General features: G+C 66.7%; 25 protein-coding genes. 14 read left to right on the top strand and 11 right to left on the bottom strand.

The features are described from left to right. The first annotated feature begins 18 nt into the window (after positions 1-18). Both L1O02_RS18035 and L1O02_RS18030 read left to right on the top strand, forming a co-directional pair. The gene (locus L1O02_RS18035) at positions 19-429 is read left to right on the top strand and encodes a hypothetical protein (protein ID WP_060838869.1); all 411 of its coding nucleotides are present in this window, start codon (positions 19-21) and stop codon (positions 427-429) included. Positions 430-552: 123 nt separating this feature from the next. Then, positions 553-1,569 carry a PDDEXK nuclease domain-containing protein gene (locus L1O02_RS18030; protein ID WP_060838870.1) on the top strand — a complete coding sequence of 339 codons (1,017 nt, stop codon included), beginning with the start codon at positions 553-555 and terminating at the stop codon, positions 1,567-1,569. A gap of 75 nt (positions 1,570-1,644) precedes the next feature. Here the strand turns inward: L1O02_RS18030 and L1O02_RS18025 are convergent, their stop codons facing one another. The 6 genes from L1O02_RS18025 to L1O02_RS18000 all read right to left on the bottom strand — a co-directional run bounded on the left by L1O02_RS18025 (position 1,645) and on the right by L1O02_RS18000 (position 6,096). Then, on the bottom strand, positions 1,645-1,983 hold the full coding sequence (locus tag L1O02_RS18025; protein ID WP_060838871.1) for a YkvA family protein: 339 nt from the start codon (positions 1,981-1,983) through the stop codon (positions 1,645-1,647). Between the two features lie 104 nt (positions 1,984-2,087). Further along, the gene (locus tag L1O02_RS18020) at positions 2,088-2,507 is read right to left on the bottom strand and encodes a DUF6691 family protein (protein ID WP_060838872.1); all 420 of its coding nucleotides are present in this window, start codon (positions 2,505-2,507) and stop codon (positions 2,088-2,090) included. Continuing rightward, the gene (locus L1O02_RS18015) at positions 2,504-2,944 is read right to left on the bottom strand and encodes a YeeE/YedE (RefSeq protein WP_108543132.1); all 441 of its coding nucleotides are present in this window, start codon (positions 2,942-2,944) and stop codon (positions 2,504-2,506) included. Before L1O02_RS18015 ends, L1O02_RS18020 begins: the two co-directional genes overlap by 4 nt. 135 nt (positions 2,945-3,079) lie before the next feature. Further along, entirely contained in the window at positions 3,080-3,907 is an 828-nt protein-coding gene (locus L1O02_RS18010) for a sulfite exporter TauE/SafE family protein (protein ID WP_060838874.1), read from the bottom strand. Then, complete coding sequence (locus L1O02_RS18005; protein WP_108543134.1) at positions 3,904-5,181, bottom strand: FAD/NAD(P)-binding oxidoreductase; 1,278 nt, start codon at positions 5,179-5,181, stop codon at positions 3,904-3,906. The genes L1O02_RS18010 and L1O02_RS18005 overlap by 4 nt, the downstream gene beginning before the upstream one ends. A 30-nt stretch (positions 5,182-5,211) precedes the next feature. Next, positions 5,212-6,096 carry an MBL fold metallo-hydrolase gene (locus L1O02_RS18000; protein WP_060838876.1) on the bottom strand — a complete coding sequence of 295 codons (885 nt, stop codon included), beginning with the start codon at positions 6,094-6,096 and terminating at the stop codon, positions 5,212-5,214. 251 nt (positions 6,097-6,347) lie between these two features. Here L1O02_RS18000 and L1O02_RS17995 point away from each other — a divergent pair, with 251 nt between their 5' ends. Next, complete coding sequence (locus L1O02_RS17995) at positions 6,348-7,661, top strand: sigma 54-interacting transcriptional regulator (protein ID WP_060838877.1); 1,314 nt, start codon at positions 6,348-6,350, stop codon at positions 7,659-7,661. A 27-nt stretch (positions 7,662-7,688) separates the two neighbouring features. Here L1O02_RS17995 and L1O02_RS17990 read toward each other — a convergent pair whose 3' ends face one another. After that, the gene (locus L1O02_RS17990) at positions 7,689-8,237 is read right to left on the bottom strand and encodes an N-acetyltransferase (RefSeq protein WP_108543138.1); all 549 of its coding nucleotides are present in this window, start codon (positions 8,235-8,237) and stop codon (positions 7,689-7,691) included. 132 nt (positions 8,238-8,369) lie between these two features. Between L1O02_RS17990 and L1O02_RS17985 the strand changes: the two genes are divergently transcribed. Next, positions 8,370-9,869 carry a helix-turn-helix transcriptional regulator gene (locus L1O02_RS17985; RefSeq protein WP_108543140.1) on the top strand — a complete coding sequence of 500 codons (1,500 nt, stop codon included), beginning with the start codon at positions 8,370-8,372 and terminating at the stop codon, positions 9,867-9,869. A gap of 136 nt (positions 9,870-10,005) precedes the next feature. Beyond that, entirely contained in the window at positions 10,006-10,293 is a 288-nt protein-coding gene (locus tag L1O02_RS17980; RefSeq protein ID WP_060838880.1) for a DUF1652 domain-containing protein, read from the top strand. A gap of 158 nt (positions 10,294-10,451) precedes the next feature. On the opposite strand, the gene L1O02_RS17975 is transcribed toward L1O02_RS17980, so the two are convergent. Together L1O02_RS17975 and L1O02_RS17970 are read right to left on the bottom strand one after the other, a co-directional pair. Then, positions 10,452-11,846, bottom strand: coding sequence for a HAMP domain-containing sensor histidine kinase (locus L1O02_RS17975; protein ID WP_060838881.1), 1,395 nt, complete (start codon positions 11,844-11,846; stop codon positions 10,452-10,454). After that, positions 11,824-12,507, bottom strand: a complete 684-nt coding sequence (locus tag L1O02_RS17970) for a response regulator transcription factor (protein ID WP_060838882.1) — start codon at positions 12,505-12,507, stop codon at positions 11,824-11,826. The genes L1O02_RS17975 and L1O02_RS17970 overlap by 23 nt, the downstream gene beginning before the upstream one ends. A 168-nt stretch (positions 12,508-12,675) precedes the next feature. Between L1O02_RS17970 and L1O02_RS17965 the strand changes: the two genes are divergently transcribed. The 6 genes from L1O02_RS17965 (at position 12,676) to hcnC (ending at position 17,929) form a co-directional block, all read left to right on the top strand. Further along, positions 12,676-13,017, top strand: coding sequence for a hypothetical protein (locus L1O02_RS17965; protein WP_108543142.1), 342 nt, complete (start codon positions 12,676-12,678; stop codon positions 13,015-13,017). A gap of 38 nt (positions 13,018-13,055) precedes the next feature. Next, a complete protein-coding gene (locus L1O02_RS17960; protein ID WP_060838884.1) occupies positions 13,056-13,442 on the top strand; it encodes a hypothetical protein in 387 nt (128 codons plus the stop codon). 195 nt (positions 13,443-13,637) lie between these two features. Continuing rightward, the gene (locus L1O02_RS17955) at positions 13,638-14,579 is read left to right on the top strand and encodes a hypothetical protein (RefSeq protein ID WP_060838885.1); all 942 of its coding nucleotides are present in this window, start codon (positions 13,638-13,640) and stop codon (positions 14,577-14,579) included. A gap of 380 nt (positions 14,580-14,959) precedes the next feature. Then, positions 14,960-15,277 carry a cyanide-forming glycine dehydrogenase subunit HcnA gene (gene hcnA, locus L1O02_RS17950; protein ID WP_047303914.1) on the top strand — a complete coding sequence of 106 codons (318 nt, stop codon included), beginning with the start codon at positions 14,960-14,962 and terminating at the stop codon, positions 15,275-15,277. After that, positions 15,274-16,683 carry a cyanide-forming glycine dehydrogenase subunit HcnB gene (gene hcnB, locus L1O02_RS17945; RefSeq protein ID WP_060838886.1) on the top strand — a complete coding sequence of 470 codons (1,410 nt, stop codon included), beginning with the start codon at positions 15,274-15,276 and terminating at the stop codon, positions 16,681-16,683. Before hcnA ends, hcnB begins: the two co-directional genes overlap by 4 nt. Next, positions 16,676-17,929, top strand: a complete 1,254-nt coding sequence (gene hcnC, locus L1O02_RS17940) for a cyanide-forming glycine dehydrogenase subunit HcnC (protein WP_060838887.1) — start codon at positions 16,676-16,678, stop codon at positions 17,927-17,929. The genes hcnB and hcnC overlap by 8 nt, the downstream gene beginning before the upstream one ends. 341 nt (positions 17,930-18,270) lie before the next feature. On the opposite strand, the gene L1O02_RS17935 is transcribed toward hcnC, so the two are convergent. Together L1O02_RS17935 and L1O02_RS17930 are read right to left on the bottom strand one after the other, a co-directional pair. Then, a complete protein-coding gene (locus L1O02_RS17935) occupies positions 18,271-18,882 on the bottom strand; it encodes a glutathione S-transferase (protein WP_108543144.1) in 612 nt (203 codons plus the stop codon). A 646-nt stretch (positions 18,883-19,528) separates the two neighbouring features. Further along, positions 19,529-20,752 carry a multidrug effflux MFS transporter gene (locus tag L1O02_RS17930; RefSeq protein ID WP_235758434.1) on the bottom strand — a complete coding sequence of 408 codons (1,224 nt, stop codon included), beginning with the start codon at positions 20,750-20,752 and terminating at the stop codon, positions 19,529-19,531. A 92-nt stretch (positions 20,753-20,844) separates the two neighbouring features. Here L1O02_RS17930 and L1O02_RS17925 point away from each other — a divergent pair, with 92 nt between their 5' ends. From L1O02_RS17925 to L1O02_RS17915, 3 genes are all read left to right on the top strand, one after another. Beyond that, on the top strand, positions 20,845-22,308 hold the full coding sequence (locus tag L1O02_RS17925; RefSeq protein WP_235758432.1) for a PLP-dependent aminotransferase family protein: 1,464 nt from the start codon (positions 20,845-20,847) through the stop codon (positions 22,306-22,308). A gap of 82 nt (positions 22,309-22,390) precedes the next feature. Continuing rightward, positions 22,391-23,311, top strand: coding sequence for a DHH family phosphoesterase (locus tag L1O02_RS17920; RefSeq protein WP_108543150.1), 921 nt, complete (start codon positions 22,391-22,393; stop codon positions 23,309-23,311). Positions 23,312-23,327: 16 nt separating this feature from the next. Beyond that, positions 23,328-23,579 carry a hypothetical protein gene (locus L1O02_RS17915; protein WP_060838892.1) on the top strand — a complete coding sequence of 84 codons (252 nt, stop codon included), beginning with the start codon at positions 23,328-23,330 and terminating at the stop codon, positions 23,577-23,579. The last annotated feature ends 17 nt before the right edge of the window (positions 23,580-23,596 follow it).

Here is a 23,596-nt window from a genome sequence, read left to right as displayed (position 1 = left end):
CTGTCGAGGTACTGCGTCATGACATTTAAACCGCTGCTGCTGATTCCTGCCCTGGGCCTGGTGTGCCTGCTTTCTGCCTGCGCTGGCCCCATGCCCCAGCCCGACCCCAGCGAGGCCTGGATCGGCTTGCAGGAAGAGGGTTCCAACGACCTGATGGCCGAACGGGTGGATGGGCACAAGGTCGACGACGGGCGTTATTTTCAGGTCAAGCCCGGCACTCATCGCCTGGACGTGACCCTGTTTGAAGAGAGCGTCGGTGATTCCAACCAGCAAGACTGCAACGGCCACCTCAGCTACAGCGGCTTCAAGGCCGGCGAGCATTACAAACTGGTGGAGTCGAGCCTGGGCAGCGAGGTGTCGGCGCGCTTGTATGACGCCCAGGGCAAGCAGGTGGCCAGCACCCACGACTTCAGTTGCATGCCCGGCTGACGGGGCTGTTTAACGCGCGCAAATCAGGACGTTTCGCTCAACACAAAGAGACAGGCCTGACTTCAGGCCCATGGCGAGCCACGGGATCATGGGGGCCTGTCTCCCAGCAAGCGGGCGTGCGTTATGAAGCAAAAGGCTGAAGCGGCAATTAACCCCACCGATGTGGCATTTGGCGAAGTGGCGCATATGATCAGCGCCGCGCGGCAACGGGCGGTGCGGGCGGTGAACACTGAACTGGTGGAACTGTATTGGCAGGTTGGGGCCTATATCAGCCGCAAGCTCGAGGCGGCGGAATGGGGTGATGGCGTGGTCCAGCAATTGGCCGATTACCTGGCGCGGCAGCAGCCGGGGCTGCGGGGGTTTACCCGGGCCAACCTGTTTCGCATGCGGCAGTTTTATGAGGCCTATCGCGATGACGAGAAAGTCGCACCACTGGTGCGACAATTGTCCTGGAGCCACCATCTGGTGGTGATGGGGCAGAGCAAAGGGCCACGTGAGCGTGAGTTCTACCTGCGCTTGGCGATCCAGGAGCACTGGTCGAGGCGCGAGTTGGAACGGCAGATCAAATCCGCGCTGTTCGAACGCACGCTGAGCCACCCGGCCAATGCCACGGCCACCTTGAAACAGGCCCGTCCCGAGGCCCTGAAGGTCTTCAAGGATGCCTACATGGTGGAGTTTCTCGACCTGCCCCCGGGGCATGACGAGGCCGATCTGCATCAGGGGCTGGTGCGTCAACTCAAGGATTTTCTGATCGAGATGGGCCGCGACTTCTGCTTTGTCGCTTCGGGCTACCCCTTGCAGGTTGGCGGGCGCGATTTCGTCCTGGATCTGCTGCTGTTCCATCGTGGGTTGAATTGCCTGGTGGCCGTTGAACTCAAGGTCGGGCGCTTCGAACCGGAGTACCTGGGCAAGCTGGGCTTCTACCTGAAGGCCCTGGATCGTCAGGTGCGCAAACCCCACGAAAAACCGGCCCTGGGCGTGCTGCTGTGTGCCAGCAAGGAAGACGAGGTGGTGGAATATGCCCTCAACCGTTCGCTGTCTCCGGCGTTGATCGCCGAGTACCGGACCCAGTTGCCGGACAAGCAACTGCTGCAGGCCAAGCTGCAGGAGTTCTATGCCCTGGACACGCAGGCGCGGTGAGCCGGGCGGCGACTCTGGCCGGGCTGCCGCAGCGCCCTGGTGAGTCGAGTGCGCACCCAGGCGCCGCCCTCCGGTTCATTGCGGCTCACTGCCGAACCAGTCGGCCAGGCGTGCGCTGGCTTGCTCCCGGACCTCGGCGTTGATGTGGGCGGCCACCGTCACCACCGAGCCGGTCAACAGGCCGAGGTCATCCACGTACCCGGCCCCGGGAATCAGGTCGGGGATCAGGTCCAGCGGCAGCACGAAGTAACCCAGGGCGGCGTAGATGGTGGTCTTGGCCCAGATCGGGGTTTGCGGTCGTTGCGCGGCGTAGTAGAGCCACAGGGCTTTCTGGATCAGGGCCCGGCCGATGCGCGAGGCGTAGCGGCCGATCTTGTGCCAGAAACAGAGTTCAAGGGACTGGGCGGTGGACATGGCGCACTCCTGGTGGGGCATGGGTCCAGGTCATGGTCGCCACCTAAGCGCTGGTTCGGCAGAGGCCAATATTTCCCTGGTGGTTTCCCTCGTAGCAGTGCTGTTCAGGGCTGCCGACGGGCCTCCAGGCGCTGGAACAGCAGCATGCCCAGGAGCATGGCCAGGACGAATACCCAGGCTTGCCAGTGGCCCCCCGGCAACAGCACCAGGGCCGGTCCCGGGCAGATCCCGGCGATGCCCCAGCCGATGCCGAACAGCAGGCTGCCGCCGATCAGGCGTCGATCGACATTGCGCTTGGCGGGGATCTGCATGGGCGCCCCGAGCAGCGAGCGCGAGCGGCCCATGGCCCAATGGAAAGGCCACCAGGCCACGGCGATGGCGCCGAGCATCACCAGCGCCAGGGACGGATCCCAGCGGCCGGCCAGGTCGAGAAAGCCCAGGACCTTGGCCGGATTGGCCATGCCTGCCAGCAGCAGGCCGATGCCGAACAGCAGGCCGGCAAAAAATGCGCTGAGTTTTCTCATGGCAGCAGCCCCAGTCCGTGGCGCAACACCCAGACCGTGGCGAAGCCGGTGCCCATGAAGCACAGGGTGGCGACGAGCGAGCGTGGCGACAGCCGGGAAATGCCGCAGACCCCGTGGCCGCTGGTGCAACCGGCGCCATAGCGGGTGCCGATGCCCACCAGCAGGCCGGCGCCGATCAGGCCGAGCGGACCGCCCTGGAACTCGGCGACCGGCAGGGCGTGAAACAGGCCCCAGAGCAGGGGCGCCAGCAACAGCCCGAGGATGAACAGGGCCTTTTCGCCCCAGCCGTCGCTGCCCGGTTGCAGCAGGCTGCCGAGCAGGCCGCTGATTCCGGCGATGCGCCCGTTGGCGACGATCAACAGCCCGGCCGCCAGGCCGATCAGCGCGCCTCCGGCCAGGGCCGAGCCCGGGGTGAAATGTACGGCATCAAAGAGCATGGGGATTTCCTCTGCATGGCCCTGTTGTTCCACCTTGGAAGCGCGGCGTCGGTGGTGACGCCTTCGCTGGCAAGTCAGCGGCGACAGCTGCCGTGTAACTGTTGTTGTGGGAGCCGGCTGGCCGGCGCAAGGACCTCAATGGGACAGCCAGCCCAGGGCCCCGCCCGCCAGCAGCAGCGCCGCCAGCATGCCGGTGACGGCGAACAGTTGTTGCAGGCGCGGCCCGGCCAGGTGGCTGGCCACCTGACGGCCCAGCACCAGGCCCACTACCGCGCCCAGGGCAAAGGGTGCGCCCACCGCCCAGTGCATCACCCCGCTGAGGCTGGCGGTCACCACGCTGCCCAGGGACACCAGGGCAATCACCGCCAAGGAGGTGGCGACGATACTCTTGCTGTCCAGGTTGGTGTAGCGGCTCAGGGCCGGGATGATCACGAAGCCGCCGCCCACGCCGAGCAACCCCGACAGTAGCCCCGAGAGCATGCCGGTGAAGGTCAGTGCCCGGGCGCAGGGCAGGGTCCAGCGCAGGCGGCCCTGGGCCGGGTTGAGCACGCAGGGCAGGAACGCCGGGCGCGGCGCCGCCCGGCCCTGTTTCAATTCCAGGCTGGCCTTGCGCAGGATACGTCCGCAGGCATACAGCAGCACCAGGGAAAACAGCAGGGCCAGGGGCAGGTTGGGCAGGCGGTGGGCCAGCCACAGCCCCAGCGGCGCCATGAGGATGCCGATGCTGGCGACAAACCCCGCCGCACGGTAGCGCACGATGCCCTGGCGCAGGCCCAGCACCGCGCCGACGCTGGCGGCCAGACCCACCGCCAGCAGGCCGATAGGGGCGGCCTCGACCATGCTCAAGCCCAGGCCGAACACCAGCAATGGCACCGCGAGGATGCCGCCGCCGGCTCCGGTCAGCGCCAGGATCGCGCCAATGACCGCCCCCAGCCCAGCGCCCAAAAGACTGTGTTCATTCATGTCTTCGGGGTGTCCGTGGCCTGGGTCGGTTGCGCCAGCCATTCATGGCCCTTGAGCATGCCGCGCCAGTACAGCGGCGGCAGAATCCGTTCCTTCAGCCACCAGGCGCGGCGGGTCGGCTGGCGGCCGTCCAGCAGCCAGCGCGGAAAGCTCGGCGCCAGCTTGCCGCCGTAGGTGAATTCGGCGAGGACGATCTTGCCCCGTTCCACGGTCAGCGGGCAGGAGCCGTAGCCGTCATAGGCGGCCAGCCGGGTCAGGCGCTTGAGGGCCACCAGCACGTTGTTGGCCACCACCGGCGCCTGCTTGCGCGCCGCGGCGGCGGTCTTGGCGTTGCTGGTATTGGTGGCGTCGCCCAGGCCGTGGATGTTGACGAAACGCCTGTGGCGCAGGCTGTGGGGATCGACGTCGATCCAGCCGGCGGCGTCCGCCAGCGGGCTGTGGCGGATGAAATCCGGGGCGCATTGCGGCGGCACCACGTGCAGCAGGTCGAAGGCGCGCTCCAGGGTTTCCTGGCGGCCGTCGGCCAGGGTGCGGACGAAGGTCGCGCGCTGCGCCGGGCCGTTCACCGCCACCAGGTTGTGGCCGAAATCCAGCTCGATGGCGTATTTCTTCACGTATTCCATCAGCGCCGGCACATAGTCGGCCACGCCGAACAGCACGCCGCCGGCATTCAGGAAGCGCGGCTTGATCGCCCCCAGGCGACCGTGGCGCCGCCAGTGGTCGCAGGACAGGTACATGGCTTTCTGCGGCGCGCCGGCGCACTTGATCGGCATCGGCGGTTGGCTGAACAGCGCCTCGCCCTGTTGCAGCTGCTGCACCTGTTGCCAGGTGTAGGGTGCCAGGTCGTAGCGGTAGTTGGAGGTCACGCCGTGGTTGCCCAGGGCCTGGGGCAGGCCGTCGATGGCCGCCCAGTCGAGCTTGAGCCCGGGGCAGACGATCAACTGGTCGTAGGCCAGCACGTGGCCGTTGTCCAGCACCAGGGCATTGTGTTGCGGTTCGAACTGGCTGACCGCGCGCTGGATCCACTTGACGCCCTGGGGAATCAGCTCGGCCATGGTCCGTTCGGTGGACGCGGCGCTGAACACCCCGGCGCCCACCAGGGTCCAGCCGGGTTGGTAATAGTGGTGCTGGGCGGGGTCGATAAGGGCCACGTCCAGGTGCGGATCGCGGGTCAAGAGGCTGGCGGCAACGGCGATGCCGGCGGCACCGCCACCGACGATCAGCACCTGGTGGCTGCCGTCGACGGGGCGCAGGGCCGGGTTGAAGGGACGCATGGCAAGGTCTCCGTGTGGAGTCGTTAATCGTTATAGGGTGTTCAGGGGAATCTTCAGGTAGCTCACGCCGTTGTCTTCGGGCTCGGGAAACTGCCCGCTGCGCATGTTGACCTGCACCGAAGGCAGGATCAGCACCGGCATGTCCAGGGTCGCGTCACGGGCTTCGCGCATCTTCACGAAGCTGTCTTCGTCGACGCCCTGATGGATGTGGATGTTGTTGGCGCGCTGCTCGGCGACGGTGGTCATGTATTGCAGCTCGCGGCCGTTGGGCAGGTAGTCGTGGCACATGAACAGCCGGGTCTGTGGGGGCAGGGCGAGGATCTTGCCGATGGAGCGGTACAGGGTCCGCGCATCGGCCCCGGGGAAGTCGCAGCGGGCGGTGCCGTAGTCGGGCATGAACAGGGTATCGCCGACAAAGGCCACGCACTCATCGCCGACCTGCACCAGGTAGGTCATGCAGGCCGGGGTGTGCCCCGGGGTGTGCAGGGCGCGGGCGCCGAGGCCGCCGATGGCGAATTCGGCGCCGTCTTCCAGCAGCACGTCGAACTGGCTGCCGTCGCGGGCAAAGCTCGGGGCCTCGTTGAACAGCGCGCCGAAGACTTTCTGCACCCGGGTGATCTGATTGCCGATGGCCACCCGGGCCCCCAGCTGGTCCTTGAGGTAGGCCGCGGCGGACAGGTGATCGGCGTGCACGTGGGTTTCCAGGATCCAGTCGACACGGGCGTCCAGCTCGCGCACCCGGGCGATCAGGCGGTCGGCGGACTCGGTGCGGGTGCGGCCGGATTTCGGGTCGTAGTCCAGCACGCTGTCGATCAGCGCGCAGCGGCGGCTGGCCTGGTCCATCACCAGGTAGCTGATGGTCCAGGTCTGACTGTCGAAAAAGGCTTCTACACGCAGCGTGTCGCTGATGATCATGGGGCACTCCAGGCAATGAAGGTGAGGACAGTCTGCGCTGTCGCTCGTCCCTTGGACTGTCAATAAACGTGCCAACCTCAAACACCCGGATTGGCCACCTGTTCATTGAAGTAGAAGGCCGCAGAGGCTGCCATCAGGCGTTTTGCGCCGCGACTGCCAACGTCATTTGGCAGTTGTTTGGCAGTTTGTGGCAGAAAATGGCAGAAAGCCGCGGCGTGCTTTAAGCTGCCGCCACTGCCCCGGAGTTGCCCATGTCCCTGATCGCCACCGACCTTGCCCAGCCGTCCATGTCTGCCCTGGTGTCCTACCTCGAACACGATCCGCAACCGACCATCGTGCTCGACACCGACTACAACATCATCGCCGCCAACACCGCCTACCAGCGTCAGTTCGGCGTGGCCGGCAAGCCCCACGTCGGCGCCAAGTGCTACCGCGTCTCCCACCAGTTCGCCGTGCCCTGCGATCAGGCCGGCGAGCATTGCCCGATGCGCAAGGCCCATGACAGCCGGGTGCCGGAGCGCATGCTGCACATCCATCACACGCCTCGCGGCCCGGAGCACGTGGACGTGGAACTGCGGCCGATCATCGGCGAGGCCGGCACCGTGGTGGCCTACGTCGAGCGCTTGAGTTCGGTGGCGGTGGCTTCGGTGCAGCCCCAGCAGAAAGGCCTGGTGGGACGCTCGCCGGCCTTCAATGAAGCCCTGAGCGCCTTGCAGCGGGCGGCTCCGGCGCCGATCCCGGTGTTGTTGCAGGGCGAGTCCGGCACCGGCAAGGAGCTGTTCGCCCGGGCCCTGCACGACGGCAGCCCCAGGGCCAGCGGGCCGCTGGTGGTGGTGGACTGCACCGGGCTCACCGAAACCCTGCTGGAAAGCGAACTGTTCGGCTATGAAAAGGGCGCCTTTACCGGCGCCCTGCAACGCAAGATCGGCCTGGCGGAAGCGGCCCACGGCGGCACCCTGTTTCTCGATGAAATCGGCGAGGTGCCCCTGGCCATGCAGGTCAAGCTGCTGCGCCTGATCGAGTCCGGCAGCTTCCGCCCAGTGGGCAGCCTGCGCACCGTGCACTCGGATTTTCGCCTGGTGGCGGCCACCCACAAGCCGCTCAAGGAAATGGTCGCCGCCGGCAGCTTCCGCCAGGACCTGTACTACCGCATCAGCGCCTTCCCGATCCGCCTGCCGGCGCTGCGCGAACGCAGCGACGACCTGCCGCTGCTGATCGACAGCCTGCTGCGCCGCCTCGATCCCGGGGTGGTGCCGCGGGTCGATCCCCAGGCCCTGGAACAGCTGCAGCTGTACACCTACCCGGGCAATATCCGCGAGCTGCGCAACATCCTCGAACGGGCGCGCTTGTTCAGCGATGACGGGGTGATCCGCCTGCAGGACCTGCCGGCGGAACTGCGCCGTCCCCAGGCCCCGGTCCCGGTGACCCGGCGCCGGGCCGGCAAGGACCTGGAGCAACTGGCCCATGCCCTGGAAGTCTTCGACGGCTCGCGCAGCGAACTGGCCAAGGCCCTGGGCCTGAGCGAACGCACGCTGTACCGGCGCCTCAAGGCCCTGGGCCTGTAGCCGCCGGGCGGACGGCCGCAGCCGGGTTCAAGCCTCGGCCGGTGGCCGGGGCAGCGGCAGCGGCAGGTCGCAGGCCATCACCCACATGCCGATCTGTTCCAGGTCGGTGCTGAAGGGCACTTCACCGATCTGCCGCAGTCCGGCGCTTTCATAAAAGCGCCGGGCGCCGCTGTTGCTCTTGAGCACGTCCAGCCACAGGCAGGATTCCCCGGCGGCGCTGGCCCGTTGCAGCACCTGCTCCAGCAGGCGCCGGCCATGGCCCTGGCCGGCCTGGGACTTGAGCAGGTAGATCTTCTGCAACTCGGCCCCGCAGCGGTCGCTGCCCGGAACCGGCCGCCCCCAGTTGAGCTTGGCAAAGCCCATGGGCTGCTGCTGCGGGTCCAGGGCCAGCAGCCACAGGTGCCGGTCCCGGGCGGCCAGGGACGCTTGCAGGTGGGCGTCGGAGAAGTCCTGGTCGAGAAACTGCTGCATGCCGGCAGCGCTCCAGATCGCCGCGAAGTGCTCGCGGTAGGTGGCACAACCTATGGCCTTGAGCGCCTGGATATCGCGGCTGTCGGCTTCACGGATGGTGATCATGCTTGACTCCAGATGAATGGGCGGAACCGGGCGCAGCAGCTTAACGCCTGGTGCCCGGGTGCTCCAGTGCGCCCGGGGCACGATGGCGAACGAGCGTGGTCGTAGCTTCATCGCCCTTTTTCCGGAGATGCCATGAGCCAGGCCGTCCTTGCTACCGAAACCAATCGCCGCCAGTTGCAGCAGATCATCGCCGGTCTGTCCGACGGGGTGATCCTGATCGAAACCGACCAGGCCCGCAGCCTGCTCTGGGCCAATGAGGCGGCGCTGGCCATGCATGGAGTGAGCGAGGTCGGCGAGCTGGGGGCCAATGTCCGCGAGTACGCCCGGCGCTATGCCTTGCGCTACCGCAACAATCACCCCCTGGCCCTGGAGGCCTACCCGATCAACCGGGTGGCCGCCGGGGAAACCTTCAGCGACGTGGTGGTCGAGGTACAGGCCGAGATCGACGGCGAACCCCGGCACTGGGTGCACCGGGTGCGCAGTATGATCCTCACTGATCGCAGCGGCGCGCCGGAATCCCTGGTGCTGATCCTCAGCGATGCCAGCGATTGGGCTGGCGCCGAGCAGCGCTTCGAGAAGACCTTCAACGCCAACCCGGCGCCAGCGGTGATCTGCCGCCTCGGCGACTTGCGCTACATCAAGGTCAACCAGGGCTTCCTGGAAATGACCGGCTATGCCCGGGACCAGGTGATCGGCCGTTCGGTGTACGAGCTGGATGTGCTGGAGGCCGCCGAGCACAAGGACCTGGCCATCGAGCGCCTGGGCCAGGGCGCGACCATCCCGCAGATGCAGGCCGAGCTGCGCCTGCCGGACGGCGGCAGCAAGCTGGTGATCGTCGCCGGCCAGCCCCTGGACATCAACGATGAAGACTGCATGCTGTTTTCCTTCATGGACCTGGAGCCACGGCGCAGGATCGAGATTGCCCTGCGCCAGAGCGAGGAGCGTTTTGCCAAGTCGTTTCGACTGAGCCCGGTGCCGACCCTGGTGTGCAGCGCCGAGCAGCAGATCGTCGACGTCAACGAGGCCTTTCTCAACACTTGCGGCTACAGCAGCGAAGAACTGCTGGGCAAGAAGGTCGAGGCCATCGGCTTCATCGCCGAAGCCGCGGCGGCCAGCCAGCTGTTCAGTCAACTGGAGAAGGCCGGCAACGTCGATGGCCTGGACCTCAAGGTGCGCCAGAAGAACGCCGGGCTGATCGATTGCGTGGCCTACGCCGACACCGTGCTTATCCAGGACAGCCCCTGTTACCTGCTGGTGCTGATGGACATCACCGAGCGCAAGCGCTCCGAACTGGAGCTGGTGGGCGCCATCGAGGAAGTGATGCGCGACGCCTCCTGGTTCAGCCGAACCCTGATCGAAAAGCTGGCCAACGTGAGAAGCCCCAAGGCCCGGGACACGCCTGGGGTGTCCTCTGCCGACCTGACGGCCCGCGAGCGGGAAGTGCTGGGGTTGATCTATCAGGGATTGGCAGACAAAGAGATTGCCGCCCAGTTGAAGCTGGCGCCCAACACCGTGCGCAACCACGTCGCCACCCTGTATTCCAAGCTCGGGGTGCACAGCCGGGGCGAAGCCATCGTCTGGGCCCGGGAGCGCGGGCTGTTCGTCGGAACGGTCGGCAGTCGGGGACGCTGAACTGGTGCATATGCACCAGGGCAACCCGTGCAAATGCGCCTTCTTTGCGTGGTGGGTGTTTTCTACCCTTGGAGCCGCCACAGGTCCGGTCAATGGGGTTGTGGCAGAGCACAACCACAGCACAAGGACAGCCCGCATGGGTGATGAACAGAGCAAGGGCACCGTGACCGATCAGGCACCGGCGGTGCTCACCCAGGCCCAATGGCGCGCCTGTATCGAACAGCGCCTGGCGCCCCTGGCCTGCAGTTTCAGCCATGCCGGCGACGGCACCCTGACCCTGCGGGTGTTCGAGCCCGACAGTGGCCGGGTCGATCTGGTGGTCAGCGGGTTGCGCATCAAGTCCCTGCAGAGCGAGGCCGACGTATTGCGGCTCATTGACGAGTTGCTCTACGAGCTGGACAGCAACTCCCTGGGCCACCTGTAGCCGCTGCCGAAGGCTGCGAACGCTTTGGTCGGCACTCTGCCTCAGGAGACGCGGGGAGTTGAAGCCCGCTGGAGGTTCGTCGGGAAATCGCCAGGCAAGGTCCTGCGGACCTTTTCGCAGCTTCGCGGGCTCAGCGGCGGCTACAGGGATGGGGTGGGTCAGTGGTCGGCGATCAGGCTTGGCCGGCAATCCAGGCTCAGGCGCGCGCCGCCGCGTTCGCTGCTGCCCACTTCGAGCTTGAAGCCGTGCAGGCTGACAATCGCCGCAACGATCGACAGGCCCAGGCCAAAGCCGCCCTGGGCGTTGCTTTCGTCGACCCGGTAGAAGCGCCGGAACACCGCCGCCCGTTCCGCCGGGGGAATGCCGGGGCCTGAGTCCAGCACTTCCAGGCGCGGGCTGCCGCCGTCGTCGAGGCCGCGCAGTATCACTTCGCCGCCCGGCGGGGTGAACTTGATCGAGTTGCTCAGCAGGTTGGCCAGGGCCTCGAACAGCAGGGCGCGGTCGCCGATCAGCCGGGGCAGGCTGGCCGGCACGTCGAGCTGCAGGGTCAGGCGGCCTTCCTCGGCCAGGGGCAGGTAGAAGTCGTACAGCTCCTGAAGCAGCGGCAGCGGATCGAGTTCGAGGAAGCCCGAACGCCGTTGCTGGTCCTCCAGTTCGGAGATGCGCAGCAACCCGCGAAAGCGCGCCATCAAGGTGTCGGCCTCGGCCAGCAACTGGTCCATCTGCAGGGCCTGGGGCGAGCCTTCCTCGGCCTGTTGCTGCAGGCGGTAGAGCTGGGCCCGCAGGCGGGTCAGCGGGGTGCGCAGGTCGTGGGCGATGTTGTCGCACACGCCCTTGACCTCATGCATCAGCCGCTCGATGCGTTCGAGCATGGCGTTGACGATGGCCGCCAGCATGTCCAGTTCGTCGCGCCGGTCCGACAGCGGCAGGCGCCGGGTCAGGTCGCCAGCGACGATGGCTTCGGCGCTGGCCTGGATCTGGCGGATGCGCCGCAGTGGACGGCGGCGCAGCAGGTGCCAGCCGGCGGCGCCGGGAATGATGGTCAGGGAGATGCCCCACAGCAGCGCGTGAAGAATGATCCGGGTCACCGCGAACAGCGAGCCGTTGTCGCGCACCAGCACCAGCCAGCGGCCGTCGCGGGTGTGGGTGGCCACCGCGTCGCAGCTGTCCCGGGGCAGGCTCGTGTCGTCGGAGTCGATGCAGTTCTTCAACTCGTGGATCTGGCCGTCCAGGGGCAGGTCGTCGGGGATCTGGCGGATCGGTCCGCTCAAGGGCCGGCGCTGCTCGTCGAACAGGCCATAGGCGTCGATGGCGCGCATGTCGAAGGTCATGCTGGTGGCCAGGGCTTCCACCAGCTGCTCGCCTTCGAAGCGGGCGAACAGGTGCTGGCGCTGCATCAGCGAGTGCTTGGCCAGGCTGTCCAGGTAGGTGGACACCTCGTAGTACAGCACCCCCATGAGGATGCAGCTCCAGGCCACGAACAGCGTGCTGTACAGGGCCAGCAGGCGGCTGCTGGAGGAGCGCCAGCCCTTAGAGGGGTTCAGCAATGACATAACCCGAGCCTCGCACGGTGCGGATCAACGGAGTCATGCCAGGCGGGTCGATCTTCTTGCGCAGGCGGCCGATGTGCACGTCGATCAGGTTGGTCCCCGGGTCGAAGTGATAGCCCCAGACCTCTTCGAAAATCATCATCCGCGAGAGGATCTGCCCGGTGTTGCGCATGAGGAATTCCAGCAGCTTGTACTCGGTGGGCAGCAGGCTCAGCAACTGGTCGGCACGGGTCGCCTCGCGGCTGATCAGGTTCAGCTCCAGGTCGGCCACCCGCAGGCTGGTGGCGAAATCCTTGACCGTGTTCTTGCGCCGCAGCAGCACCTCGACCCGGGCCGCCATCTCGTCGGAGGCGAAGGGCTTGGTCAGGTAGTCGTCGCCGCCGGCCCGCAGGCCGCGCACCCGTTCGTCGACGTCGGAGAGGGCGCTGATCATCAGGATCGGCGTCGACACACCGATGGTGCGCAGGGTGGTGACGATGGCCAGGCCGTCCAGCTCCGGCAGCATGCGGTCCAGGGTGATCAGGTCGTAGTCGCCGCTCACGGCGCGTACCAGGCCTTCGCGGCCATTGTCCACCCAGTCCACGTCGAGGCCGTGGCTGCTCAGTTCGGCGACGATCTCCCGGGCCGTCACGGCGTCGTCTTCGATGGTCAGAATGCGGGTCATAGGCGTTACCTGCTTGGCGGTTCGTGACACAGGCGGGCATTTTGCCAAGAAACCGCTGGCGGGATTCTAAAAAAACTTTCATCCAGGCGCGGGGCTCGTCGGTGTCCTACGGGTCAGGGGCGCTGAAGGTTGATATTATCCGGCCACTTTTTGCCAGGAGGCGTCACCATGAGAGCCCTGACCCGGGGCGGCTGGAAGCCCTTTTTCGCGGTGTGCCTGATGCTGCTGTGCAGCGCGGTGGCGCAGGCGGCCAATCAGCCCTGTTCTGGAAAGAAAGGCGGCATCGCCCGCTGCGATGGCGAGCTGTTCCTGTGCAATGACGGCTCCATCAGCGCCTCGAAGAAAAACTGCGCGCTGATGTTCGGCCAGCGTTCCTCCACCCCTCGTGCCGAGCCACTGCTGCGTGATACCCAGGGTTGCACCTGCGGCAGCGGTAGTTTCTGCACCGGGCCACGGGGCGGGGTCTATTGCCTGACCCCCAGTGGCAATAAAAGCTACAAGCGGCATTGAAGCCCCGATTGAGCTTCTTCGTATCAAGGTGTCATGCAATGAAATACGCATCACGTTTCAAAGGGCTGCTGTGGCTGTTGGTGGCTAGCCTGCTGTTGAGTCTGGCCGTGGACCTGGCGTTGCGCCTGCCGGGCTACCTGGAGGCCTATGCCGCCGATCCCCGTTATGCGCGCTGGATGCTGGGGTATCGCGGCCTGGACGTGCTGGTCATTGCCCTGATGGCGGTGATCGTGCCGGGCATCATGCGCCTGCTGGGTTTTCGCCGTTCAGCCTGGCTGGCATTGCCGCTCTTTATCCTGTGGGGGCAGGGCATCGCGCAATTGACCCTGGCGGCCAACCTGCTGCTGGCGCTATGGGGCCTTGGGCTGCTGGTGCACTGGTGCTACAGCCGCGGCCGGGTGTTCTACCTGAGCAAGCGCGGCTGAGGCGCACGCCGTGCAGAACGCCCGCCATAAAACCCCCGGAGCGGCAAATTGCACGATCCAGGCCCGATGACTAATCGCAAGTTATTGAAATACATGTGTTTATAAGACTCCTGCTGCTGGCACGCTGACTGCACCTGTCCTTTCTGTGCCTTCGTGACGTGTAACAGCCTCTTTCCTGCCTGGAGCAGAACAACAATGAACAGACCCTCTGAACACCTGCTGGCCACCGAGGACGCTTCGAGTCATCACTCGGGCGTGTCCTGGGCGGCGATCTTCGCCGGCGCGGCGGCGGCCGCGGCCTTGTCCCTGATCCTCTTGCTGCTGGGCTTCGGCCTGGGCTTCTCCGCGGTTTCGCCCTGGGCCGGCAACGGCATCAGTGCCAAGGGCTTGGGCATTTCCAGCATTGTCTGGCTGGCCCTGACGCAGATTCTCGCCGCCGGGTTGGGCGGCTATATCGCCGGACGCCTGCGGGTGAAGTGGGCCAACCTGCATGGCGATGAAGTGTATTTCCGTGACACCGCCCACGGCTTCCTGGCCTGGGCGGTGGCGACCCTGGTCACCGCGACCCTGGTGGTGGGCTCGGTCACCAGCGTCATTGGCGGTGGCGTGCAGGCCGGGGCCCAGGTTGCTTCCGCGGCCGCCGGTGCCGCCACCCAGGTGGCCGGCCATGCCGCTGCCCAGGGTTCCCCGGACGAGTACGGCTATTTCGTCGACAGCCTGTTGCGTGACGATCGCCCGGTGGCGGTCACTGAGGATGCGGCCCGGGGCACGGTGTCGCGGATCTTCGTGCGCACCTTGAGCAACGATGGCCAGTTGTCATCCGACGACCGCAGCTACCTGGCGCAACTGGTGGCCCAGCGCACCAACCTGACGCGGGCCGAGGCCGAGCGCCGGGTGGACGAGGTGTTCGCCAAGACCCAGCAGGCGCTGCATGAAGCCAAGCAGGCGGCCCGGGAAGCCGCCGACAGCGCCGCCAGGATAGCCGCCTGGTCGTCGTTGTGGATGTTCGTTGCCCTGCTATGTGGGGCGTTCTTCGCCAGTCTGGCCGCCACCTTCGGCGGCCGGCGCCGGGATGCGGTGCTCTGGCTTGAAAGCCCTGTGCAACCGCGCACCGTGGCTCCCACCCCCGTTCACTGATCCAGGAGACTCGTCATGCGCTCATTACTGTTGTGGTTTCTCGGTGTACCGATCCCGGTGATCATTCTGATCGCCCTCTTCATGCACTAAGCGCCCCCCGCGACGCGGGGTGACCCGTTGTTCACGCGCCGCTGCCGGCTTGTACCGGCAGCGGCTTTTTTGTGCCCCGGGCCCCACCGCGCAAGCGCAGGCGCGACGTGTTGGGGCGCTGCGGCAGTTTGCTTGGCCCAGATCAATATTCCTGTCGGACAAAAGTACTAGATTGGCCCGCGCTCGGTTCTGACAGCGTTATCGGAACCGCGGTGTTGCCACGTCCTCGCGCCAGGACTCTGAGCGGCAGGATGCCGGCAACTCCACTCACTTCTCACGGATGAACCGCAATGCGTCAGATAGACCGCAACTTTGATATTCAGCCGCTGCAGCATGCGGACATGACCATCAGTCTCAATGGCCAGCCGGTCACTGCCGCCCTGGGTGAAACAGTCCTCAGCGTGATCCAGGCCACCGGTCTGCGCCAGGTGGCGCGCAACGATCACGGGCAGTTGGTCGGTGCCTACTGCGGCATGGGCGTGTGCCATTGCTGCCTGGTGCAGATCGACGGCCGCCACAAGCGCCGCGCCTGCCAGACCCTGGTCAAGCCGGGGATGCAGGTGCAGACCCTGAGCAACCGCATCACTGAAACGGAGCCCAGCCTATGAGCCTGAACCCGGTGATCGTCGGCGGCGGGCCGGCGGGCATGGCAGCGGCCATCGAACTGGCCGAGCACGGGGTGCGCAGCACCCTGATCGAAGAGGCCTCGCGCCTGGGCGGGGTGGTCTATCGCGGGCCGCTACGCGATGGCGTGCAACTGGATTACCTGGGGCCGCGCTACTGCGAAATGCTGGCCAAGCTGCACGGTGATTTTTCCGACCACGAACAAATGATCGAGGTGCGCCTCAACAGCCGGGTGATCGGCGCCGAAGGCCATAACAGCCTGATGCTGCTGGACGCCGAAGAGCAGGTGCAGCAGGTGGACTACTCGCAACTGCTCCTGGCCGCCGGTTGCCATGAGCGCAGCGTGCCGTTTCCCGGCTGGACCCTGCCGGGGGTCAAGTTGCTGGGCGGCCTGCAATTGCAGATCAAGAGCGGGGTGGTCAAGCCGCAGGGGCCGGTGGTGATCGCCGGCACCGGGCCGCTGCTGCCACTGGTGGCCTGCCAGCTGCATGCCTCGGGCGTGCGGGTGGCCGGGGTCTACGAGGCCAGTGCCTTGAGCAAGATCGCCAAGCAGAGCCTGGCCATGCTGAACAAGCCGCAACTGTTCCTCGACGGCCTGAGCATGCTGGCCTACCTCAAGCTCCACGGCATCAGCCTGCGCTATGGCTGGGGCGTGGTGGAGGCCCAGGGGCAGGACGCCCTGAGCGTGGTCACGGTTGCCCCTTATTCCGCCGATTGGCAGCCGGACCTGTCCAAGGCCCAGCGCATCGCGGCCCAGACCCTGGCGGTGGGCTACGGCTTCATCCCACGCACCCAGCTGAGCCAGCAGATGGGCCTGGACCACGGCTTCAGCGACGACGGCTACCTGCGGGCCCACGCCAATGCCTGGCAGCAGAGCAGCGAGCCGCACATTCATCTGGCGGGCGACATGGGCGGGATCCGCGGCGGTGAAGCGGCCATGCTCAGCGGTCGCATCGCCGCGCTGTCGATCCTCATGCAGCGCAATGTCCTGGATAACGAAGCGGCCCTGCAGCGGCGCCAGGGCTACGAGCGCAAACTGGCCTCGATCCTGCGCTTTCGCGGTGCGGTGGACCGCTATACCGCGCGTGGCACCGGGCAGATAGAACTGCCCAAGGGCGACACGGTGATCTGCCGTTGCGAGCACACCACCCGCAACGATATCGAGCGTGCCCTGGCCCAGGGGGTACAGGACATGGCCAGCCTGAAAATGCGCACTCGCGTGAGCATGGGCGACTGCCAGGGGCGGATGTGCGTCGGCTACTGCAGCGACCGCCTGCGCCAGGCCACCGGACGCAAGGACGTGGGCTGGATTCGCCCGCGCTTCCCGCTGGACCCGATTCCGTTTTCCGCCTTTGCCGCACCCGACCAGGAGGTCCCCGAACATGAGTAAGTACTACGACGTGGTGATCGCCGGTGGCGGCGTGATTGGGGCGTCCTGCGCCTACCAGCTGTCCAAGCGCAAGAACCTCAAGGTGGCGCTGATCGACGCCAAGCGTCCGGGCAACGCCAGTCGTGCCTCGGCCGGCGGCCTGTGGGCCATCGGCGAGTCGGTGGGCCTGGGCTGCGGGGTGATCTTCTTTCGCATGATGTCGGCCAACCGCAAACGCGAGGCCCAGGGCTCGGCGGTGGTGGTGGATTCCAGCACCCCGCATATCCTGCCGCAGTCGTTCTTCGACTTCGCCCTGCAGTCCAACGAGATCTACCCGCGCCTGCACCGCGAGCTGATCGGCCTGCACGGCATGGACTTCAAGTTCGAACAGACCGGGCTCAAGTTCGTCATCTATGACGATGAAGACCGGCTGTACGCCGAACACATTGTCGGTTGCATCCCGCACCTGTCCGATCAGGTGCGCTGGCTCGACCAGGCGGCCCTGCGCGCTGCGGAACCCAATGTCAGCCACGAAGCCCAGGGCGCCCTGGAGTTCCTCTGCGATCACCAGGTCAACCCGTTCCGCCTGACCGATGCCTACACCGAAGGTGCACGGCAGAACGGCGTGGATGTGTACTTCAACACCAACGTCACCGGCGTCCTGCACCACGGCAACCGGGTCAGCGGGGTGCAGACCGCCGAGGCCGGGCTGTTCCATTGCTCGACCCTGATCAACGCCGCCGGTGCCTGGGCCGCCGAGCTGAGCCTGCAGGCCACCGGGGTGGAGATTCCGGTGAAGCCGGTGAAGGGCCAGATCCTCCTCACCGAGCGCATGCCCAAGCTGCTCAATGGCTGCCTGACCACCAGCGACTGCTACATGGCGCAGAAGGACAACGGCGAGATCCTGATTGGCAGCACCACCGAGGACAAGGGCTTCGACGTCAGCACCACCTACCCGGAAATCAACGGTCTGGTGCAGGGGGCGGTGCGCTGCATTCCCGAGCTGGCCCAGGTCAACCTCAAGCGCTGCTGGGCCGGCCTGCGCCCGGGCTCGCCGGATGAACTGCCGATTCTTGGGCCGATGGACGGGGTCGAGGGTTACCTCAATGCCTGCGGGCACTTCCGCACCGGCATCCTGACGTCGGCGATCACCGGCGTGCTGCTGGACAAACTGGTGAACGACGAAACCCTGCCGCTGGACATCACCCCGTTCCTGGCCCGGCGTTTCGCCACCGCCCCGGTGAAAAAACAGCCCGAACCGGCCTGACAGATCCCCACGAGGATCTGTTGGACTTGCGTAGGAGCTGGCTTGCCAGCGAAAGCGTTTCCAAGAGCGCTGCACGGCTCGCGGGCTTCTTCGCCGGCAAGCCGGCTCCTACGGTCGGCAGGGTCTGTTGGACTTGCGTAGGAGCTGGCTTGCCAGCGAAAGCGTTTCAGGAGCGCTGCACGGCTCGCGGGCCTCTTCGCCGGCAAGCCGGCTCCTACGGTCGGCAGGGTCTGTTGGACTTGCGTAGGAGCTGGCTTGCCAGCGAAAGCGTTTCCAGGAGCGCTGCACGGCTCAGGGGGCTCTTCACCAGCAAGCCGGCTACGGTGATGGCGCTGTGTGGGTCAGGTGGCGGGGGTGTCGAGGAACACCGGCAGCTGTTCGGCGTATTCGGCAAAACTGCGCACCGCCGGGAATTGCTCGGGACCGAACTGGTCCGCCAGCATCATCTGGCTGAAACTCCAGGCCACCGCCAGGCTGATGCCGGCCTGGCTCAGGGTTCCATCCCGGGGCAGGGGCTGTTTCTGCAACTCGTGCTCCAACTCGGCATAGGCGGCCTGCAATTGGCCGCCGATCCGCTCCAGCCAGGGGCCGTGTTGTTTCTCCGCCGGACGCAGCTTTCGTTCGTAGACGATCTGCACCGACTTCTCACAGGCCGCCAGGGCCAGGCCGATCAGGCGCAACTCATGCAAACGCTCCGGCTGGGTCGCGGGCATCAGGCTTCGTTTCGGGCCGGCCAGGGTTTCCAGGTAGTCGAGGATCAGGCTCGAATCCATCAGCACTTCACCCCCGTCGCAGACCAGGCTTGGCGCCTTGACCACCGGGTTGATGGCCTTGAACTGCTCGAAGGTGCTGAACACCGAGATCGAGTGATGCTCGAAGGGCAGGCCCAGGCTCTTGAGGCTGATGGCGACGCGGCGCACATAGGGTGAATCGAGCATTCCAATGAGTTTCATCGCGTATTTCCTTGTCTTGAACGGCACAACGGATGGGAACGGCGCGGCTAATGTAGCGGCATTGAATCGGCCTTGCCCAGCTCCTTGTCATGGCTCAGCAGCGGCTACGGGCCAATGCCGATCGGGGGGGTGTAGCCGCTGCCGCAGGCTGCGAACGGGCTGGGCGGCACTCCGTCGAAGGGCCGCGGTGCTCTTGAGGCCGCTGCGAGTTTGGCGGGCGATCGTCAGGCAAGGTCCTGCGGACCTTTGCGCAGCTTCGCGGGCTCAGCAGCGGCTACAGGCCAATGCCGATCGGGGGGGGAGTGTAGCCGCTGCCGCAGGCTGCGAACGGCACGAAGGGCCGCGGTGCCCTTGAGGCCGCTGCGAGTTTGGCTGGAGATCGTCAAGCAAGGTCCTGCGGACCTTTGCGCAGCTTCGCGGGCTCAGCAGCGGCTACAGGCCAATGCCGATCGGGAGGGTGTGTAGCCGCTGCCGCAGGCTGCGAACGGCACGAAGGGCCGCAGCGCTCTTGAGGCCGCTGCGAGTTTGGCTGGAGATCGTCAAGCAAGGTCCTGCGGACCTTTGCGCAGCTTCGCGGGCTCAGCAGCGGCTACAGCCAGGCAGGTAATCGGCGACCGGCAGGTTGCGCGTCGCGTTACCACAGGTGCTAGGGCTGCCGTGGTCGCAGGCACCACCAGACCAGGCCCAGGGCGAGGCTGGACAGGCCGGTCAGGGCCTGCAGCGAGCCGGCCGGGTGGTTCGCCAGCAGGCTGGCAAGCAAACCGCAGCCGGCGGTCAGGGCCATCTGGATAAAGAAGAACAGCCCCGAAGCGGTGCCCGCCACCGCCGCATAGGGTTGCAGGATCGCCAGCTGGCAGGCGGGTATCGCCAGGCCCACCGAGAACATCAGCGGCAGCATCGGCAGGACGATCGCCCACAGGCTGTCGGGCCACAGGCTGCGAGCGAACAGCAACAGGCCGGCGCCCGCCAGGTTCAACAGGCAGGCCCGGGCTATCAGACGGTCGGCGCCGTGGCGCGCGCCCAGGCGCTGGAACAGCCGCGAACCCAGCAGGTAGCCGGCCACGGTGGCGGCGAATACCAGGGCGTAGGCCGTGGGCGACAGCCCCAGCTGGCGCTGCAACAGTGCCGACGATTGCAGGATGAAAGGGAAATAGGTGCAGTACAGGCAGCCGATGGCCAGGGAATAGCGCATGAAATAGCGCTCGCCCAGCAGGCGCAGGTACAGGCGCGGCAGGTGTTTGCCAGGCACCGGGGCGAGCTGCGCCGGGCGGGTTTCGGCAAGCCGTTTGTACATCAGCAGCCAGGCCGCCGCGGCCACCAGGCTCAGGCACAGGAACAGCCCGCGCCAGCCCAGCAGGTGGTCGATCAGGCTGCCCAGCGGCGGCGCCAGCATCGGCGACAGGGCAATGCCCATGGACAGCAGCCCGAGCAGGCGCGGCTGCTCTTCGGGGGCGCAGCGGTCGCGGACCATGACCCGGCCGATCAGGGTGCCGCAGCAACCGCCCAACGCTTGCAGCAGGCGGGCGACCATCAGCACCTCGACGCTGGCGGCGAGCATGCAGGCCAGGCTGGCCAGCAGGAACAGCGCGGTGCCCGCCAGCAGCACCGGGCGCCGGCCATAGCGGTCGCACAGCGGCCCGCCCAGCAGCATCGACAGGGCATAGCCGAGCATGTACAGGCTCAGGGTCAGTTGCAGTTGCGCATCGCTGGCCCGCAGTTGGTCGGCCATGGCCGGCAGCGCCGGCAGGTACAGGTCGATGCTGATCCGCGGCAGGCAGACCACCACCAGCAGCAACAGGGTCCAGAGCCAGGGGGCGAGGGGGCGTGCAACAGCAATGGAGCGGGGCGGGGCGTCGGCAAGCAGGGGCATGGCGGGCTCGGGGCAAGTGGGTACGGCGCTGAAATTAAGGTCTTTATGGTTTAATGCCGAGCACCGTTTAGAGCCCATTCGACTGGACCACTATGAGCCGTGGAAAACACCCCGTGCCCCTCGACCTGCCGCTGCCCATGGAGGGCGCTCAGGGCAAGCAGGACAGTGCCTACGCCGCGTTACGCCAGGCGATCCTGGAAAAACGCCTGCCGGCCGGCTGCCGCTTGCCCTCCACGCGCACCCTGGCCCAGCGCTGGGGCCTGTCCCGGGGCACCCTGGAAGTGGTTTTCGATCGCCTGCGCAGCGAAGGCTACGTGAGCCGCGCCAGCGGTTCCGGGACCCGGGTCTGCGCGGTGGTGCCGGATCTTTACCTGAGCGCCCCGGCGGCGGTTGCCGCGCCCGCCGCCGGTGACCTTGAACCGCCGTACCCGCCGCTGGGCGTGCGTGCCGGCCAGCCCTTTGTTGCGCGGCTGGCCGACCCGGCGCTGTTTCCCCTGCCGCACTGGACCCGTTCCCTGACCCGGGCCCTGGGCAGTGCCTCGGCGCAGTCGCTGTGCGACGCCGACCCCGGCGGGCTGCCGGCGCTGCGCCAGCAGATCGCCGAGTACCTGGGGCAGCACCGGGGCATCGCCTGCCATGCCGGGCAGGTGATGATCACCACCGGCATCCGCCATGGCCTCGACCTGCTGGCCCGCAGCCTGCTGCGCCCGGGTGACAAGGTGTGCCTGGAAGACCCCGGCTACCTCTCGGCCAAGGATCTGTTTGCCCTGGCCGGGGCGCGCCTGGTGCCGATCCCGCTGCAGGAGGAGGGCATCGACACCGCGCGCCTGCAAGAGCATCGCGATGCACGCCTGGTCTACGTGACCCCGGCTCACCAGGCGCCCCTGGGCATGACCCTGCCGGTGTCGCGGCGCCTGGCCCTGCTGGAATGGGCGCGGCATAGCCAGGCCTGGGTGGTGGAGGATGACTACGACAGCGAGTTCAACTACCAGAGCGCGCCGCTGGCGGCCCTCAAGTCGCTGGACCGGGACGACCGGGTGATCTATTGCGGCAGCTTCAACAAGACCCTGTTCGCCGGCTTGCGGGTGGGCTTCATGCTGCTGCCCGACAGCCTGCGCCCGCGCTTGTTGGCGACCTTGCAGAGCACCGGGCGCTCGGTCGGGGTGATCGAGCAGATGGCCCTGGCCGACTACATCGCCAGCGGCGCCTTCCTGCGTAACCTGCGGGCGGCGCGTCAGGCCTATCAGGAACGCCGCGACCTGCTGCTGGCGATCCTCGCTCGGGAGGCGCCGGGCTGCTACCGCATCAGCGGCCAGCAGGCCGGGCTGCACCTGCTCCTGGAGCTGCCACCGGGCAGCGACGAGACGCGCTTTCGCCAGCGCGCCGCCGAGCAGGGCCTGCTGCTGCAGGGGCTGGCCGAGCACTGTCAGGTGGCGCGCCGGCCGGCGGCGGTGATCATCGGCTACGCGGCCCTGAGCCTGGCGCAGATCCGTTTCAGCGGATCGCGGCTGGCGGCGCTGCTGGTGGCCGCGGCGCGGCAAGCGCAAGCACGCTGAGCCTGGGCTGTCATCTGCCTGTCATGTGGCTCGGGCACCCTCGGCGCCCCGGCCTCGGGCCTTTGTGGATTACACGGACGTCATGATCATTGTCACCGCCGGCGCGGCCTATCTGGATATCGACGCCTACGCCGGTTGCATCGCCTACGCCGAACTGCTCAATCTCAGCGGGCGCCCGGCCCGGGCCCTGAGCAGCGCGCCGCTCAACGAGAGCATTCCCCAAGGCTTCAGAGACCGCCTCAAGGGCCTGGACAGCCACGTCCCCGAGGGCGCCGACCAGTTCGTGCTGGTGGACATTTCCAACCACCTGCACCTGGACCCGCTGGTGGACCTCGCGCGGGTGGTGGAGGTCATCGACCATCACCCGGGGTTCGAGGCGTTCTGGGACGAGCGCCTGGGCAAATACGCGGATATCCGCCCGATCGGCGCCGCCTGCACCCAGGTCTATGAGCGCTGGCGCGACGCCGGCCTGCTGCCGCGGATCAGCCGCGACAGCGCGCAATTGCTGGCGGCGGGCATCCTCGACAACACCCTGAACTTCAGCGGCGGCAGCTGTACTGCGGCCGACCGCCAGGCCTATGCCGCCCTGGCTGCCCATGCCGGCCTGGGGCCCCAGTGGCCCGAAGCGTATTTCCAGCAATGCCAGCAGCAGATCGAAGCGCAGTTGCCCCAGGCCCTGCTCAAGGATTTGAAGGTGCTCGAAGCGTCCAGCAACCTGCCGCGGCGCTTTGCCCAACTGACGCTGTGGCAGGGCGAGGGCCTGCTGGCGCGCCAGCGCCACCTGATCGAGCAGGTGCTGGGGCAGTGGGGCGATGACTGGCTGCTGAACCTGATCAGCCTCAGCGAAGGCAAAAGCTACCTGCTGACCGGCAGCCCGGGCAGTGCCCGCAAGCTTGAGCGGCTGCTAGAGTGCAGCGCCCAGGACGGCGTGCATTGCCTGGCCCGGCCGATCCTGCGCAAGGAGCTGCTGCGCAAGGGCCTGGCTTTGCAGGCGCTGTCCTGAATCAACGGAGCAGGCCATGGACCTTGAACAACGCTTGCAGCAGGTGAATGACGAGCAGAGCTTCCTCGACTTCGTCCAGACGCTGCTTGACGACCGCCGTCAGCTGCAGCACCGCGACAGTTGGCAGAATCATTCCATCGAGGACTTTCTCGATGGCGCCCAGGCCTGGGCCGAAGCCACCGGCATGGGCGCCACCCAGGGGTTGGCGCAGGCCTCGCCCTGGCGGCGTTTCGCGGTGTTCCTGTACTGCGGCAAGATCTACGAGTAGGGCCGCTGGGGCGGTTG

This window comes from Pseudomonas sp. BC42 (genome assembly GCF_021560055.1).
In the GTDB taxonomy this organism is placed as follows: domain Bacteria; phylum Pseudomonadota; class Gammaproteobacteria; order Pseudomonadales; family Pseudomonadaceae; genus Aquipseudomonas.
Note: the sequence above shows the minus strand (reverse complement) of the source record. Positions and strands in the feature narration are given on the sequence as shown.

What these genes read in the sequence shown, in the direction of transcription:
- L1O02_RS18005 (WP_108543134.1), bottom strand. Translation starts at nt 5,181, where the DNA reads ATGCGTCCCTTCAACCCGGCCCTGCGCCCCGTCGACGGCAGCCACCAG.
- L1O02_RS17960 (WP_060838884.1), top strand. Translation starts at nt 13,056, where the DNA reads ATGAAATACGCATCACGTTTCAAAGGGCTGCTGTGGCTGTTGGTGGCT.
- L1O02_RS17995 (WP_060838877.1), top strand. Translation starts at nt 6,348, where the DNA reads ATGTCCCTGATCGCCACCGACCTTGCCCAGCCGTCCATGTCTGCCCTG.
- hcnA (WP_047303914.1), top strand. Translation starts at nt 14,960, where the DNA reads ATGCGTCAGATAGACCGCAACTTTGATATTCAGCCGCTGCAGCATGCG.
- hcnB (WP_060838886.1), top strand. Translation starts at nt 15,274, where the DNA reads ATGAGCCTGAACCCGGTGATCGTCGGCGGCGGGCCGGCGGGCATGGCA.
- L1O02_RS17920 (WP_108543150.1), top strand. Translation starts at nt 22,391, where the DNA reads ATGATCATTGTCACCGCCGGCGCGGCCTATCTGGATATCGACGCCTAC.
- L1O02_RS18015 (WP_108543132.1), bottom strand. Translation starts at nt 2,944, where the DNA reads ATGCTCTTTGATGCCGTACATTTCACCCCGGGCTCGGCCCTGGCCGGA.
- L1O02_RS18030 (WP_060838870.1), top strand. Translation starts at nt 553, where the DNA reads ATGAAGCAAAAGGCTGAAGCGGCAATTAACCCCACCGATGTGGCATTT.
- L1O02_RS18035 (WP_060838869.1), top strand. Translation starts at nt 19, where the DNA reads ATGACATTTAAACCGCTGCTGCTGATTCCTGCCCTGGGCCTGGTGTGC.
- L1O02_RS17935 (WP_108543144.1), bottom strand. Translation starts at nt 18,882, where the DNA reads ATGAAACTCATTGGAATGCTCGATTCACCCTATGTGCGCCGCGTCGCC.
- L1O02_RS17980 (WP_060838880.1), top strand. Translation starts at nt 10,006, where the DNA reads ATGGGTGATGAACAGAGCAAGGGCACCGTGACCGATCAGGCACCGGCG.
- L1O02_RS17915 (WP_060838892.1), top strand. Translation starts at nt 23,328, where the DNA reads ATGGACCTTGAACAACGCTTGCAGCAGGTGAATGACGAGCAGAGCTTC.
- L1O02_RS17970 (WP_060838882.1), bottom strand. Translation starts at nt 12,507, where the DNA reads ATGACCCGCATTCTGACCATCGAAGACGACGCCGTGACGGCCCGGGAG.
- L1O02_RS17930 (WP_235758434.1), bottom strand. Translation starts at nt 20,752, where the DNA reads ATGCCCCTGCTTGCCGACGCCCCGCCCCGCTCCATTGCTGTTGCACGC.
- L1O02_RS18000 (WP_060838876.1), bottom strand. Translation starts at nt 6,096, where the DNA reads ATGATCATCAGCGACACGCTGCGTGTAGAAGCCTTTTTCGACAGTCAG.
- L1O02_RS17925 (WP_235758432.1), top strand. Translation starts at nt 20,845, where the DNA reads ATGAGCCGTGGAAAACACCCCGTGCCCCTCGACCTGCCGCTGCCCATG.
- L1O02_RS17955 (WP_060838885.1), top strand. Translation starts at nt 13,638, where the DNA reads ATGAACAGACCCTCTGAACACCTGCTGGCCACCGAGGACGCTTCGAGT.
- L1O02_RS17965 (WP_108543142.1), top strand. Translation starts at nt 12,676, where the DNA reads ATGAGAGCCCTGACCCGGGGCGGCTGGAAGCCCTTTTTCGCGGTGTGC.
- L1O02_RS17990 (WP_108543138.1), bottom strand. Translation starts at nt 8,237, where the DNA reads ATGATCACCATCCGTGAAGCCGACAGCCGCGATATCCAGGCGCTCAAG.
- L1O02_RS18010 (WP_060838874.1), bottom strand. Translation starts at nt 3,907, where the DNA reads ATGAATGAACACAGTCTTTTGGGCGCTGGGCTGGGGGCGGTCATTGGC.
- L1O02_RS17985 (WP_108543140.1), top strand. Translation starts at nt 8,370, where the DNA reads ATGAGCCAGGCCGTCCTTGCTACCGAAACCAATCGCCGCCAGTTGCAG.
- L1O02_RS17975 (WP_060838881.1), bottom strand. Translation starts at nt 11,846, where the DNA reads ATGTCATTGCTGAACCCCTCTAAGGGCTGGCGCTCCTCCAGCAGCCGC.
- L1O02_RS18020 (WP_060838872.1), bottom strand. Translation starts at nt 2,507, where the DNA reads ATGAGAAAACTCAGCGCATTTTTTGCCGGCCTGCTGTTCGGCATCGGC.
- L1O02_RS18025 (WP_060838871.1), bottom strand. Translation starts at nt 1,983, where the DNA reads ATGTCCACCGCCCAGTCCCTTGAACTCTGTTTCTGGCACAAGATCGGC.
- hcnC (WP_060838887.1), top strand. Translation starts at nt 16,676, where the DNA reads ATGAGTAAGTACTACGACGTGGTGATCGCCGGTGGCGGCGTGATTGGG.